Here is a 13,236-nt window from a genome sequence, read left to right on the forward strand (position 1 = left end):
TCGGGGCGCGGCGGGGGGTCAGTCGCCCGTCGGGTCGAGCACCATCGGCTCGATGCGGCCCTCGAGCATGATGCCGAGACCCTTGACGGCGCAGACGCCGGGCCGCTCGGCGATGTGCACCGGCATGCCGGTCGCCTCGCGCAGCATGTGGTCGAAGCCCGGCAGCAGCGCGCTGCCGCCGACCATCATGATGCCCCGGTCCGCGAGGTCGGCCACCAGGTCCGGCGGGCAGTCCCGCAGCACCTTGCCGATGCCGTCGAGCACCGCGGTCAGCGGGGTCTGGATGGCGTGCCGCACCGCCGCGGTGTCCACCCGCACGCTGCGGGCCAGCCCGGTCGCCACGTCCCGGCCGTGGATCTCGGTGGAGGCCGGGCCGTGCGGGGTCAGGCCGTTGCCGGACAGGGCCAGTTGGAGGGGGCGCACCGACTGGCTGGGCAGCACCAGCTCGTGCTGGTGGCGCAGATGCTGCACGATCGCGTGGTCGACGGCCTCGCCGCCGACGGGGATGCGCTCGGCGGTCACGATGGCACCGAGGGAGAGCACCGCGACCTGGGTGGCGTGCGCCCCGCACACCATGATCATGGTGGCCTCGGGCTGCTCCACGGGCAGCCCGCAGCCGACGGCCGCCGCGATGAGGGTGTCGACGAGTTCGACGCGGCGGGCACCGAGGCCGACCAGGGTCTCGATGGCGGCGCGCTGGGCCAGCGGATCGGCGTCGTGCGGGGTGCAGGCGGCGGCGCGCAGCCGGGGCTTGCGGCGCAGGGTGCGGCGGATCCGGTCGCCGAGCAGGTGCCGGAGCATGCGCTGCGCCATCTCGATGTCGACCACGGTGCCGCCGGACACGGGGCGTACGACGCGGATGTAGCCGGGGGTGCGGCCCGTCATCCGCTCCGCCAGTTCCCCCACGGCGATCAGCGCGCCGGTGCGGGTGTTGACCGCGGCGGCGGACGGCTGGTCGACGACGAGCCCGGCGCCCTTGACGTACACGCGGGTGCGCGCGGCCCCCAGGTCGACGGCGAAGTGGCAGCGGCGCAACTGCTCCAGTGTGGCGGTACTGGCGGTCATGGCGGTTCCTCCCGAGTGCCGGACCGTACGGCCGCCGGGTGGCCGGCCTCACAGGCATCGTGCGCGCGGCGGCTGCGGGGCGCCTTCCGGAGGGGGCCGGGCGGGGGGACCGGAGGACGGCGCCTGCTCCGTACGGGGGAGGCGCGGGGCCGTACGGGTGACGGGGGGCGGGGCGAGGGGCGCCGGACCGTCGGCGGGTGCGGGAGCGGGAGCGGGAGCGGGAGCGGGTGCCGGTGTCCGGCGGGGCGGGCGGCGGCCCCGACGGCGCGGCCCCGGCGGCGGTCCGGCGGTGACCGGTGGTGATCCGATGGTGGCCCGGCGGCGCCCGGAGCGTGCGGCACACCGGCCCGGAGCGCACGACGGGGGAGGCGCGCCCCGCGCACGCGGACGGCGCCGCCCCCCTGGGACGGGGGGACGGCGCCGCCGGTTCCCTGCGACCGTCAGACCAGCCGGCCGACGAGGTGGACCAGGCCGGCGAGGATGTCGGTGAGAAGGTTCATGTGCGTACTGCTCCTTGGGACGTGCGTTCATCCGGGACCGTGCGCCCGTCACGGTCTGCAGCCCGTCGTGCGCACACCGTTGAGTATCGTTGCCGCGGGCACCCTTCATCACTCTCCCGAGCGATGACCACCTGTTCCGGGGAACACCCGATCATCCGTTCGGATCAGCCCCAGCTCCGCCAGGTCCTGCGGCCGCAGGCGCAGTTGATCGGCGGTCCGCTCGGCCTCGGCCGGCGGGCGCTTGAGGATCGCCGCCGCCTGCTCCGGGGCGATGACGGAGAAGTAGCCGTCCGGCGCGACCCAGGTGCGGCCGGGCGCGGCCAGGGCCAGGGCGCCGCCCGAACCGCCCTCGCCGATCACCAGCGTGGTGGCGGGCACCCGCAGCGAGGCCATCGCCCCGAACAGGTCCGCGACGGCGGGCCCGACCCCCTGGCGCTCCGCCGCCGCGTCGTTGGCGGCGCCCGGGGTGTCCACCAGGGTCAGCACCGGGATGCCGAGCCGGTCCGCGAGCCGCACCAGCCGGGCGGCCGTGCGGTATCCGGCGGGCCGGGTCGCCGTCCCGGTCTGGGCCGCGTACGCCACCGTCCGCCCCGCGTGCTCGCCGAAACCGCACAGCATGCCCCGGGGGTCGGTGCCGCCGCAGCGGTCGCCGCTCAGCGCCACCCGGTGGGTGAAGTAGGCGTCCAGATAGGCGCCCGCCCGGGGCCGCCCGGGCGCCCGCGCCCGCCGTACCGCCTCCGCCCCGTCGGCCGGCAGGTCCCGCGCCCCGAGCGGCTCCGGCACCGGCGCCGGGTCCGCGGACGGCGAGGTCAGCAGCCGCAGCCAGCGCCCCAGCACGGCACGCAGCTCCCCGGGCGGCACGACCGCGTCCGCGCTGCCCGCCGCCACCTGCCCCTCGGCGCCGTACGCCGCGGGATCGGCGCCCGGCGGCCGGACGCGGGACCCGGCGAAGCCCACCTGGGCGCCGGGCAGCGCCAGCACCACGTCGGCGCCCGCGCCCAGGGTCGCCCAGCCGCCGCCGGTCGCCGGGTCGCGCAGGACCGCGATCTGCGGCAGCCCCGCCGCCCGGGTCAGCGCCGACTGCCGGGCCACCCGCTGGAGCTGGGTCAGCGCGAGCATGCCCTCCTGCATCCGGCTGCCGCCGGTGGCGACCAGCGGCACCACCGGCAGCCGGTGCGCCCGCGCGTGGGCGAACGCCGCCTCCAGCCGGTCGCCGGTGCGACGGCCCAGCGAGCCGCCGAGGAAGCCGAACTCGAAGGCGATCAGCACCGCCCGGGTGCCCCCGACCACGCCGGTGCCGCAGACCACCGACTCCTCCTCGCCGGTGCGCGCGGCGGCACGGGCGCGGGCGTCGTCGTACCCCTCCCAGCCGAGCGGGCCGTCGGGCGGCTCCGGCGGCGCGGGAGGGGACGGCAGCTCGTCGAAGGCGTCGCAGAGCAGGGCGACGGTCTCCCGCGCGCCGTGCCGCCCGGGGCGGGCCGGGCCCGGTGCGGCCGGGCGGGCGTCAGCCATCGCCCAGCGCCCGCTTCATGATCTTCCCCATGTCGTTGCGGGGCAGCGCCTCGCGCAGCCGCAGCACCCGGGGCCGCTTGTGCGGGGCCAGCCGTTCCGCGACATGGGCGGCCAGCTCCGCCAGCCCCGGGGGCGCCTGCGGGTCGGCGGGCACCACCCAGGCCACGATCCGCTCGCCCAGGTCGGCGTCCGGCTCGCCGGTGACGGCGGCCTCCCGCACCCCGGGGTGTTCGAGCAGCGCGTTCTCGATCTCCCCGGCGCCGATCTTGAAGCCGCCGCTCTTGATCAGGTCGGTCGCCCTGCGCCCGACCAGGCGGACCCAGCCGTCGGGGTCGCGCACCGCCATGTCCCCGGTGCGGAAGAAGCCGTCGGCGGTGAAGGCGGCGGCGGTGGCGTCGGGGCGGTTGAGGTACCCGGTGAACAGGTTCGGGCCGCGCACCTGGATCTCGCCGACGCTCTCCCCGTCGTCCGCGGTCAGGGGTGTGCCGTCCTCCTCCACGAGCCGCAGCTCCACCCCGGGCAGCGGCGGCCCCACCGCTCCGGCGCGCGGCTCGGCGTCCGCGGGGACGCCGGTGTTCATCAGCGTCTCCGTCATGCCGTACCGCTCGACGACCCGCCGCCCGGTCGCGGCGGCGATCCGCTCGTGGTCGTGGACCGGCAGCGCGGCCGACCCCGACACCAGCAGCCGGGCCCCGGCGAGCGCCTTCGCCAGCGCCGGGTCGCCGGGCAGGGCCTCGGCGATCCGGTGGTACATCGTCGGCACCCCGAACAGCATGGTCGCCCCGGAACCCAGCTCCCGCGCCACGCCCTCGGTGGTGAAGCCGCCCAGGTGGCGCACCGACCCGCCGCGCCGCAGCGGGCCCAGGATCCCGAGCACCAGTCCGTGCACATGGAACAGCGGCAGTCCGTGGACGAGGACGTCCCGTCCGGTCCACCCCCAGACGGCGGCCAGCGCGTCCAGCGTCGCGGCCAGCGCGCGGCGGGGGAGGACGGCGCCCTTGGGCGGGCCGGTGGTGCCGGAGGTGTAGACGACCAGGGCCGGGTCCTCCTCGCCGCCGGTGTCGGCGGGCACCGGCCCGGCGGCACGGACGTCGACGTCGGCCCGGGGCAGCGCGGCCACCGGTCCGGGCAGCGCCTCACCGGGCGCGGCCAGCAGCAGGGCGGGCGCGCTGTCGGCCAGGATGTGCTCCAGCTCCCGCCCGCCGGACCGGGGGTTGAGCGGTACGGCGGCGGTGCCGGCGAGCAGCGCGCCGACCACCGCGACGACGGTCTCCGGCGACGGCGTCGCCCAGACGGCGACCCGCCCGGCCCCGCGCACCCGTTCGGCGACGGCACCGGCGGCCGACGCCAGCTCCGCGTAGGTCAGCGAGCGCTCACCGAAGCGCAGCGCCACGTGGTCGTCCGGGGCGGACGTGAGGGCCGGGAAGAGGGAGGACACGGGGGACTCCTCGGGAGACGGGACAGGGGTACCGCCCCCGTTCCTACCCGATCCGGGCCCGGTACGGGGTGTCGAGAGCGGAGCGGGTGAGGGAAAGGGGCCGGGGGAGGGGGTCGCGGGGGCCGGGCCGGCCGGGTGACGGAACCGTCGGAGCGCCGGGACCGGGCCGGGCGGGAGCGGACGGGGCCCGGTGCCGGGCCGGGGGCGGGCCCGGCGGGCGGGAGGTCAGGACGGGGCGGCAGGGCGGGGCTCCGGTCCGTCCCCGGCGACCGCGATCCGCTGGAGCAGCCCCCAGGTGAACTCCGCCGTCACCGCGCGGGGCGCCCCGTCCGCGCCGGGGGCGGTGAAGGCCAGGCCCCAGCGGGTCGGGGCCGAGCCCTGGAGCGGGCGGGCGGGGGCGAAGGCGCGGGCGGCCTCGTCGACCGTGCAGGACCAGGGCGTCAGATCCGCCACGGTGCGCAGCGCGGGGCCCTCGGCGCCGGGGGCGCGGACCAGCCACGCGTTCCAGACGGTGCCGTCCGCCGCGAGCAGCACCTCGAAGCGCAGGCCGGGCCAGAGCGGCAGCGGCCACCGCAGGGCCTCGCACTCCAGGTCGCCGATCCGGCGCGGGAGCACCGCCTCCGGCTCGCCCAGGACCGAGCGGTAGCGGGCGGAGGCGGACCGGGCGCGCGGTGAGCGGAGCATCGCCTGCCAACGGCTGTTGGCCTCCCGCATCCGGGCCGCCGAGGCCCCCAGCTCCCGGCGGGCGTCCTCCACCGGGCCGGGGTTGTGGTCGGCCATGCGGCGCAGCAGGACGAGCTGGAAGTCGAGCGGGGTGAAGGGAGCGGCGGGCCGCTTCTCGGAGGCCATGACGCCATGGTCACCCACCACCCCGCCGCCACATGACCGGCGGACCGGCCACCCGGGGCTCGGGCCCCGGGTTCCGCACACGGATTCCGCGCTCCGGGTCCGCGCCCTGGGTCCGCGCTCCGGATCCGCGCTCCGGGCTCGGGCCCCGGATTCCGCGCTCCGGGCCCGCTCCGGGCCCTGTGCCTCGGTCCCGCGCACGGGGCCTCGAACACCGCGCCCCGCGCACATGCCCCGCACACCGGGCCCCGGGCCCACTCGCCCGGCTCCCCGTGCCGGGCTCGGGGCATCGTGGTGCGCCTCCGTGTTGTGCGCCCGTGTCAGGTTCGGCGCGCGGGGCTCGGCGCGTCCGGCCGCCCTGCCGGGGTCCGGCCTCGCGGTTCCGGCGCACCGGGCGCACCGGGCGCACCGGGCGCCCCCGTGCCGTGCCCACCATGCCGGGCTCGCCGCGCGAGGTACAACGGGGGCGACTCCGCCCCTGCCGGGTGCTCTCGCCGGACTCCGAGCACCGGGTTCCCGTTGCCGGGTTCCCGTCGACCGGGCACCCTGCGTCGTGCCCCTCCGCGCCTGGCCGTTCCGCGCCGGGCACCGTGCCTCTCCGCCCCGGGCACCGTGCCCCTCCGCGCCGGGCCGTTCCGCACCGCGCGCGCCGCACCGCGCACTCCGCGCTGAGCCCAGGTCGTCGGACGGCCCCTGCCGGGTCCGCCCCCGCCGGTCCCGGCGTACCGCCCGGCTCCGTGGACGTCCGCCCTCGCGAAGCCACCGGCAAGCGGCGTGGTGCGACGTCGTCTCGGGGTACCCGTACCCGCACCCGTCGCGGACGGCAGTCCGGTGCGCAGGTCGTCCGGCAGGGCGGTTCGCCGATGAGTTCACCGTCCTCGAACGGTCCACCCAGTGACACGACCGTTCTCGACAGGAGTGCGATGTCCACCATCCAGCCAGTGATCCTGACCGCCGACCCGGACGTCCTGCTGAGCTTCTACACGAAGTTGTTCGGCGCCGAGGAGGTCTTCCGGACACCGGAGGAAGGGCCCGCCTTCTACCTCGGCCTGCGCATCGGCGACACCGACCTCGGGCTGGTGGCCAGGGCGGACCTGGACACCGGGGCGGCACCGCGGATCCTGCTCAGCATCGGTGTCGACGACGTCGACGAGACGCTCGGCCGCGTGACGGCTCTGGGCGGCTCGGTCCGCGGCGGCCCCAATGACATGCCCTGGGGACAGCGCGTCGCCCACGTCCAGGACCCCGACGGCAACCCGGTGAACCTGACCCAGCCGATCCCCGCCCGGTGACCCCCTCCCAGGCGCCCGTGCTGGTCGTGGGCTGCCCGCGACGGAGACCACGTGCTCGGTGGCGGCCTCGGTTCCCGCCGGGGCGGGCGGCAGGCGGAGCGGCGCCACCGGGGGCGGCCGTCCGGGGGCGGACCGTCGGGCGGGACCGTCCGACGGAGCCGGACGGTTCGTCGTATCCGGGCGGTCCGGCGTATCCGCCGCCCGGCCCGGCCGCACCCACGACGACACCGCCACCCGCCAGGGCCACGTCCTGGCCCACCCGCGCGCCGTCGGCCTCTGGGGCTGTCGGACCTCGGCTTCCGCGGCCCGGACGACGACGTACTCGACCCCGTGGTCGTCACCGGCTTCCCCGTCGGCCGCACCCACGGGGCCACCCCAGCCGGAAGGCCGCCGGCCGCGCCCTCGCCGTCGGACGCGCGCGCACCCCGATCCGGGCTCCCCGCGCGGGGCCCGGCGCGCCCAGCCCTCCCGGACCCCGCACCGGGCCCCGCCTCCCACGCTCCGCGTACCGGGTCCCGCCGGGCAGCCGCCACCCCCGCCGGGCAGCCGCCGCCCCGCGCGGCCCGTCCGCCTCACCCGCCCCCCGCCGTCAGCCTCCGCAGCGTCGCGTGTTCCGCCGGGGTCAGCGGGGGGCCGGAGAGCGGGGGAAGGGCGGGGCCCGTGAGGGCGGCGAGCAGCGCGGCGGGCCGCAGCAGGCGGGTCGGCGGGGCGAGCAGGCTGGTGAGGTCCCACAGGGCCGCCGCCGCCGGGTAGGAGCCGGTCGCCGCGCGGGTCAGCCGACGGGCGTACGAGGTGACCATGCGGTCGGCCGCGCCCGCCGTTCCGCCCCGGGTGCCCGGGTACAGCACGTCCTGGCTGACGGCCATCGCCCACGCCGCGTCCACCGGCCCGGCCACCCGCCGCTGCACGCGCCGCGCGAGCCCCGGCGCGGCGGCCCCCGCGCGCCGCACCTCCTCGCCGAGGATCCGCGCCTCCAGCGCGGCCACCGACATGCCCTGCCCGTAGACCGGGTTGAAGGTCGCCAGCGCGTCGCCGAGGACGACGAGCCCCTCCGGCCAGTTCCGGGCCCGCTCCAGATGGCGCCGCACATTGCTGGTGCCGCGCCCCACCCGTACGTCGGTCAGCGGTTCGGCGCCGGAGATCAGACGGGCCACGATCGGGTGCGGCAGCTCCCCTGCATAGCGCAGGAACGTTTCGGAATCGGCGGGCGGCTCGCCCCCGCGGGTGCCGCCGAGGCTCACCATCCAGCGGTCGCCCTCGATCGGCAGCACCATCCCGCTGCGGCCCGGCCGTCCCGCGTAGGGGTCGGCGTGCAGGACCGTCATCGGGAAGTCCCCGGCGCCCTCCGGCGTCCGGTAGACACGGGTGGCGTTGACCAGGCCCGCGTCCACCGTGCGGGTCCGCACCCCGGTCACGCCCAGCCCGTCCAGCCAGGTCAGCAGGCGCGAGCCGCGCCCGCCGGCGTCCACCACCAGATCCGCGCCGAACACCTCCTCGCCGTCCGCCGTCGCCGCCCGGACCCCGTCGACCCGGCCCGGCGAACCGGTCGGCCCCAGGGCGTCCGCCCGCACCAGCCGCACCCCGGTCTTGCCGAGGACCGCCTCGCGCACCACCCAGTCCAGCAGCGCCCGGCTGCAGGTGAGCATCCGCGGTCCCTCGTGCCGCCAGCGCCGGAACCAGCCCTCGGGGGTGAGCGCGACCATCCCCGAGCCCAGCGCGACCTCCCGCGCCCCGGCCGCCAGCAGGTGTTCGCGCACGGACAGGCCCGGCACCAGGCCGTCCATCGCGGCCAGCCCCCCGGCCATCAGCAGATGCGCGTGGCGGCCCTGCGGCAGGCCCCTGCGGTGCGCCGGACCGTCGGGCAGCTCGTCGCGCTCCAGCACGGTCACCTCGTCCACGGCGGCCGACAGGGCCGCCGCGGCCAGCATGCCGGCCACACCGGCGCCGATGACGACTGCTCTACGGGACATGCGTCTCCTTCGGTCGGGCCCGCGCCGCCGCCCGGCAGCCCGCGGCGCGGGCCGGGTACGGCCCCGGTCAGCCGTGGGCGGCCCTCACGGTACCGTCCCGGTCCGCGTCCGCCGCGGTCACGCCGTCCAGGGCCCGTGCCAGCTCGACGAGTTCACCGGTGCCGGAGACCTCGGTGGCGCGCAGCCGGTGGGTGCTCGGCGCGGCGGGCGGCTCCTCGCCCGCGGCGGCCCGGCGGGCGGCGTCGGCCAGCATGGCGGCCTCCCCGGCCGGGCGGGCCAGCCGGTCGGTGCCGCCCGCGCGCAGCACGGCCCCGTGGGCCCGCTCGCGGACCCCGTCGTCGAAGTACGGCGCCAGCGCCAGCAGGGCGTCGTGGATGGACATCTCCCGCCACCGCAGCCGCTCCCGGGGCAACCGCCACCAGGAGTAGGGCTGTTCGGGCGCCGTCGAGGCGAAGCGCACCAGCCGCCACAGCGGGCCGAGCCGGCGGTGCAGGTCCAGCCCCCGCCACTGGGCCCCGGCGGCGGGCAGCAGCCTCGGCAGCACGAACCCGGAGGCACAGGTCAGCGCGGCGAGCGAGGCCATCGGCGGGGCCACCGAGGTGGACAGGAAGTCCAGGTCGTGCCCGGTCCAACGGGCGCCCAGGGCGGTGTACTTGGTGAGCTGGAAGCCCACCACGTCGAGCAGGTTGCCGGCCAGGATCAGCCGCAGCCCGGTCCGCAGCAGCCCGGTGACCTCGCGCCCCCACTTCACGCACACCGCGCACATCGCCAGGGTCGCGGCGCTGTGCCCGGCCAGGTAGAGCACGATCATGACCCGCATGTACGGGGTGTCCGCGTAGTACGTGTCGAGGTCGGTGAGCCGCTCGGTGCGGGTGTCCGCCAGCGCGAACAGCACGACGAGGACGACGCCCAGGAGCGTGTACGCGGCCACGCTGCGCAGCACCCGGCGCCGGACGCGGGCCCGGGAGCCGCCCCGCCAGTTGATCAGCAGCACCAGCAGCGAGCAGCTGTAGGCGGACATCATGCAGTACGTCAGCGGGGCGCCGAAGTTCGGTACGCCGGTGAGGCGGTTGACGGTGGCCAGGGTCAGCGGGGCGGAGCAGACGAAGACCAGCGAGCCCAGGAGTATCGCCACGCAGGTGGAGAGGGTCAGACGGGAGCGGGGGCGGCGGAACAGCACCAGGCAGGACAGCCCGAAGACGACGGCGGCCAGATAGACCACGAGGCTCACGCCGGGGACCTCCGTCCGCTGGGCGTGCGGCGGGGCGGGGGCACGGCGGCGGCCAGCACGTCCGCGATGCGCACCAGCGCGGTGGCGCCCGGCAGCCGCTCCGGCGGACGCCCGGCCTCCCCGGGGCCGGCGGCGGGGACCGCGGCCGGAACGGCGGAGACGGCGGCGGCCGCGACGGCGGCGGGGCAGCCCGACGGCAGTCCCAGGACGGACAGCGGAACCCCGGCCGACGGTGCCCCCGGGCCCGGCCCGGGGAGTTCGCCGCGCTCCGCGGCCCGGACTGCCGCCGCCACGACCGCCGCCCAGGCGGCGGCCTCGGCCCGCGCCGCGTCCCCGTCCGCGCGCAGCTCGGCCGCCAGGACCCGCTCGTACAGGGCGCCGTCGACGTACGGGACGAGATGGCTCAGCGCGTTGTGGATGCTGGTCTGGCGCCACATCAGCCGGGTCGACGGCGAGGCCAGCCGGGGCCGGGGCAGCCGCAGCCGGCGGCGGGTCAGCACCCCGTCCAGCAGCCGTTCCAGCGGCGCCAGCCGGGCGTACGTCCGCCAGGCCCGGCGGCAGGCGGCCAGCCGCGGCACGATCAGCGGGATCAGCACCCCCGCCACGGTCAGCACGGCGCTCACCGCCGCCGCCGCCCGGGAGACCCCGGAGGCCAGCACCGACCAGTCCCGCCCGGCGTGGCGGGCGCCCACGGCGGCGAGCTTGGTCACGCTGTACCCGGCGTTGCACAGCGCGCCCGCGCCCAGTGCCGTCAGTCCGACCCGCAGCGCGCCGCCCACCTCCCGGGCCCAGCGCAGCGCCGAGACCGCGGTGACCGTGACGGCGGTGAGGTGCCCGGCCAGGTACAGCACGATCATCTGCCCGATGAACGGCGTCGTCGCGTAGTAGGTGTCCAGGTCGGTGCGGCGCTCCACGGGCGCCTCGCCCAGCGCGAACAGCACGGCTATGCCGAGCACCACGAGCGTGTAGGCGCACACCCACCGCCGGGCGACCTCCCGCACCCGGGGCCCGCCCCGCCAGTGGACGATGAGCACCTGCGCGGCGGCGCCGTACGCGGTGATCGACGCGTACGTCAGCGGCGCCGCCAGGTTGGGCACCCCGCCGAGCCGGTTGACGGCGCCGACGGTGGGCGGGGCGCCGAGGAAGAAGCAGAGTCCGGCGAGACCCAGCACCGCGCAGATGGAGCCGAGGTACGGGTCGCGCCGGTGGCGTATCAGGTCCGGCGCCTTGACCGCCAGGCCGAGCCACAGCACGGCGCAGCTCACGTAGTTGACGAGACCGTTCATCCGCGCGGCCCCCGGTAGTGGAGGGCGGCGCCGATCCGTCCCGCGAGGTCCCCGGCCGCGCCGTCGGGCGCGTACACCGGGTCCTCGGAGGACTCCAGCCGGGACCGCAGCCGACGGCCCATCAGCATGCCGAACCGGTCGGCCTCCTGCTCCTCCGCCAGGCTGAAGTCGCTGCGCGCCGCCACCGCCCGGCCCGGAACGGCCGCGCCCCGGACGGGCCGCGCGCCCCCGTCCCGCCCGGCCGCCGCCGACGGACCGCCCGCCCGGCCGCCGCGCAGCCAGCCGAGCCGGGGGCGGGCCGCTGCCCCGGCGGCGGCGCGCTCGGCCTCGCGGCGGTGGATGTGCCACACCTCGTGGCAGAGGATGACGATCTGGTGCCACACCGCCGCGCGGCGGTCGACGACGATCACGTCCTGCTCCTCGCCCTCGACCCAGAGGCCGCTGGCGGTGTGCGGGGGGAACGTCTCGCGGACGACCACGACCTCCCGGCCCCGCCAGGCGGCGACGGACGCGACGAGGGCGTCGAACAGCACCTCGGGATCGGCCGGTACGGGCACCCTGATCGGGTCGATGAGCGTGTCCGCGAGGCGGCGCATCTGCCTGCTCGTACCCACCGTTTTCTCCTCAACCCCTGCCCTGTCGTTCCTGTCGGTCCCGCCGTCCCGGCGCCGCCCGGCCGGCCGGCGCGTCGCGCGGTTCCCTGCAATATGCCAAGAGCTGCCCCCGGTCAGCCACCTCCGGTGCCCTCCCCGACCCGCACCCCGCGTCTCGGGGCGGCCACCGCGAGCGCCCGCACCATCCGCAGCGCCCCGGGGTCGCCGAGGGCCAGGGAGAGGGCGCCGATCTCGCGGAGCAGCTCCGTCGGGTCGGGGCCGCCCTCCGCGTGCCCGGCCGCCCAGCCGCCGTCCGCCCCGTCGCGCGGGCCGTGCCGGGCCCCGACCGCCTCCGTGACCGCCACCGCCGCGGCCAGCGCCCGGGACCGGTCCGGCGCGAGGCCCAGGCCGCGCGCCGCGTCGTAGGAGCGGCGCCGCAGGTCCTCGTCGAGGCAGCGGGCGAGCGGCAGCAGCGCGTCCCGGATGTACGTCTCCCGGCGGGTCAGCCGCAGCCCGGCGTCGACGCACGGCGCGTACGGCACCCGCCCGCCGTCCACGGACCGCATCAGCAGGTACAGCGGCCGCAGTTCGCGGTGGGCCCGCCGCACCCGCCGCCGTCTGCTCAGGTACTGGCCGGCGTGCGGCAGGATGAAGCCGACCGCGATCAGCACGGCGGACAGACAGGCCACCGGCGGCGCCACCTCCAGGTTGAGCCGGTCCAGGTCGTGGCCGGTCCAGCGGGCCACGACGGCGGTCAGCTTGGCGGCGTCGAAGACGAGGTTCATCGCGTACCCGGCGCCCAGGAAGGTCAGCCCCCAGCGCAGCCAGGCGTCCAGGCCGTCGGCGCGCACCCAGTTCCAGATCAGCTTCGAGGTGATCAGCACGGCCGTGGTGTGGGCCAGCAGGTAGAGCAGGATCTCCTCGCGCATGAACGGCGTGTTGGCGTAGTAGGTGTCCAGGTCCAGCCGCCGTTCCACGGGCGCGTCCGCGAGGACGAACAGCACCCAGAGCGCCACGATGACCCCGCCGTAGCCGGAGACCACCCAGCGCATCGCCCGCCGGGTCGCGGCGGAGCGGTCGGACAGCCCGTTGCGCCAGGCGATGATGAGCAGCAGACAGGAGCCGCAGAAGGCGGTCAGCAGCGAGTACACCCAGGGCGCCGAGATGTTCGGCACGCCCGTGACGCGGTTGACCCAGGCGATGGTGGACGGCGCGACGAACACGAACACCGCGCAGGCGAGCAGCAGCAGCCCGCCGACCGCCAGCAGCAGCGGATCGCCCCGGAAGCGGATGATGGCCGGCAGTTTGATCGCCAGGGCGGCGGCCAGGACCGTGGCCGGTACCCACCAGAAGGACGTGTAGAAGGTGCTGAGCGACTGCGTCACCGCGCCGCCGCCTCCCGCCCGCGGGCGCCCGCGCTGGCCATCGCACCCCTTTCCCACCGCACCGCCGCGGCGCCGCCGAGGTTACGCGGCGGCGCCGGAGCACGGCAGGCCGAAACCG

The 13,236-nt window shown here is 77.6% G+C and carries 10 protein-coding genes; 1 reads left to right on the forward strand and 9 read right to left on the reverse strand.

Going from position 1 to position 13,236, the window contains the following annotated elements; genetic code table 11:
- Positions 1–18: 18 nt before the first annotated feature.
- From ACZ7LB_RS00670 to ACZ7LB_RS00685, 4 genes are all read right to left on the reverse strand, one after another.
- The gene (locus tag ACZ7LB_RS00670; RefSeq protein ID WP_161224954.1) at positions 19–1,065 is read right to left on the reverse strand and encodes a rod shape-determining protein; all 1,047 of its coding nucleotides are present in this window, start codon (positions 1,063–1,065) and stop codon (positions 19–21) included.
- Between the two features lie 608 nt (positions 1,066–1,673).
- Positions 1,674–3,077 carry a carboxyl transferase domain-containing protein gene (locus tag ACZ7LB_RS00675; protein WP_471464441.1) on the reverse strand — a complete coding sequence of 468 codons (1,404 nt, stop codon included), beginning with the start codon at positions 3,075–3,077 and terminating at the stop codon, positions 1,674–1,676.
- Positions 3,070–4,515 (reverse strand): acyl-CoA synthetase, encoded by a 1,446-nt coding sequence (locus tag ACZ7LB_RS00680; protein WP_471464443.1) that lies wholly within the window; start codon positions 4,513–4,515, stop codon positions 3,070–3,072. Before ACZ7LB_RS00680 ends, ACZ7LB_RS00675 begins: the two co-directional genes overlap by 8 nt.
- A 225-nt stretch (positions 4,516–4,740) precedes the next feature.
- Positions 4,741–5,364, reverse strand: a complete 624-nt coding sequence (locus ACZ7LB_RS00685) for a hypothetical protein (protein ID WP_471464445.1) — start codon at positions 5,362–5,364, stop codon at positions 4,741–4,743.
- A gap of 920 nt (positions 5,365–6,284) precedes the next feature.
- Between ACZ7LB_RS00685 and ACZ7LB_RS00690 the strand changes: the two genes are divergently transcribed.
- Complete coding sequence (locus ACZ7LB_RS00690; protein WP_471464447.1) at positions 6,285–6,653, forward strand: VOC family protein; 369 nt, start codon at positions 6,285–6,287, stop codon at positions 6,651–6,653.
- Positions 6,654–7,225: 572 nt separating this feature from the next.
- Here the strand turns inward: ACZ7LB_RS00690 and ACZ7LB_RS00695 are convergent.
- The 5 genes from ACZ7LB_RS00695 to ACZ7LB_RS00715 form a co-directional block, all read right to left on the reverse strand.
- A complete protein-coding gene (locus ACZ7LB_RS00695; RefSeq protein WP_471464449.1) occupies positions 7,226–8,623 on the reverse strand; it encodes an NAD(P)/FAD-dependent oxidoreductase in 1,398 nt (465 codons plus the stop codon).
- Between the two features lie 67 nt (positions 8,624–8,690).
- Positions 8,691–9,854 (reverse strand): MAB_1171c family putative transporter, encoded by a 1,164-nt coding sequence (locus ACZ7LB_RS00700; RefSeq protein WP_471464451.1) that lies wholly within the window; start codon positions 9,852–9,854, stop codon positions 8,691–8,693.
- Complete coding sequence (locus ACZ7LB_RS00705) at positions 9,851–11,140, reverse strand: MAB_1171c family putative transporter (protein WP_471464453.1); 1,290 nt, start codon at positions 11,138–11,140, stop codon at positions 9,851–9,853. Before ACZ7LB_RS00705 ends, ACZ7LB_RS00700 begins: the two co-directional genes overlap by 4 nt.
- A complete protein-coding gene (locus ACZ7LB_RS00710) occupies positions 11,137–11,754 on the reverse strand; it encodes a toxin (RefSeq protein WP_471464455.1) in 618 nt (205 codons plus the stop codon). Before ACZ7LB_RS00710 ends, ACZ7LB_RS00705 begins: the two co-directional genes overlap by 4 nt.
- A 113-nt stretch (positions 11,755–11,867) precedes the next feature.
- Positions 11,868–13,118, reverse strand: a complete 1,251-nt coding sequence (locus ACZ7LB_RS00715; RefSeq protein WP_471464457.1) for an MAB_1171c family putative transporter — start codon at positions 13,116–13,118, stop codon at positions 11,868–11,870.
- Positions 13,119–13,236: the final 118 nt, after the last annotated feature.

The sequence above is a fragment of the Streptomyces sp. NPDC107521 genome, assembly GCF_055598485.1.

What these genes read in the sequence shown, in the direction of transcription:
- ACZ7LB_RS00670 (WP_161224954.1), bottom strand. Translation starts at nt 1,065, where the DNA reads ATGACCGCCAGTACCGCCACACTGGAGCAGTTGCGCCGCTGCCACTTC.
- ACZ7LB_RS00675 (WP_471464441.1), bottom strand. Translation starts at nt 3,077, where the DNA reads ATGGCTGACGCCCGCCCGGCCGCACCGGGCCCGGCCCGCCCCGGGCGG.
- ACZ7LB_RS00685 (WP_471464445.1), bottom strand. Translation starts at nt 5,364, where the DNA reads ATGGCCTCCGAGAAGCGGCCCGCCGCTCCCTTCACCCCGCTCGACTTC.
- ACZ7LB_RS00690 (WP_471464447.1), top strand. Translation starts at nt 6,285, where the DNA reads ATGTCCACCATCCAGCCAGTGATCCTGACCGCCGACCCGGACGTCCTG.
- ACZ7LB_RS00695 (WP_471464449.1), bottom strand. Translation starts at nt 8,623, where the DNA reads ATGTCCCGTAGAGCAGTCGTCATCGGCGCCGGTGTGGCCGGCATGCTG.
- ACZ7LB_RS00705 (WP_471464453.1), bottom strand. Translation starts at nt 11,140, where the DNA reads ATGAACGGTCTCGTCAACTACGTGAGCTGCGCCGTGCTGTGGCTCGGC.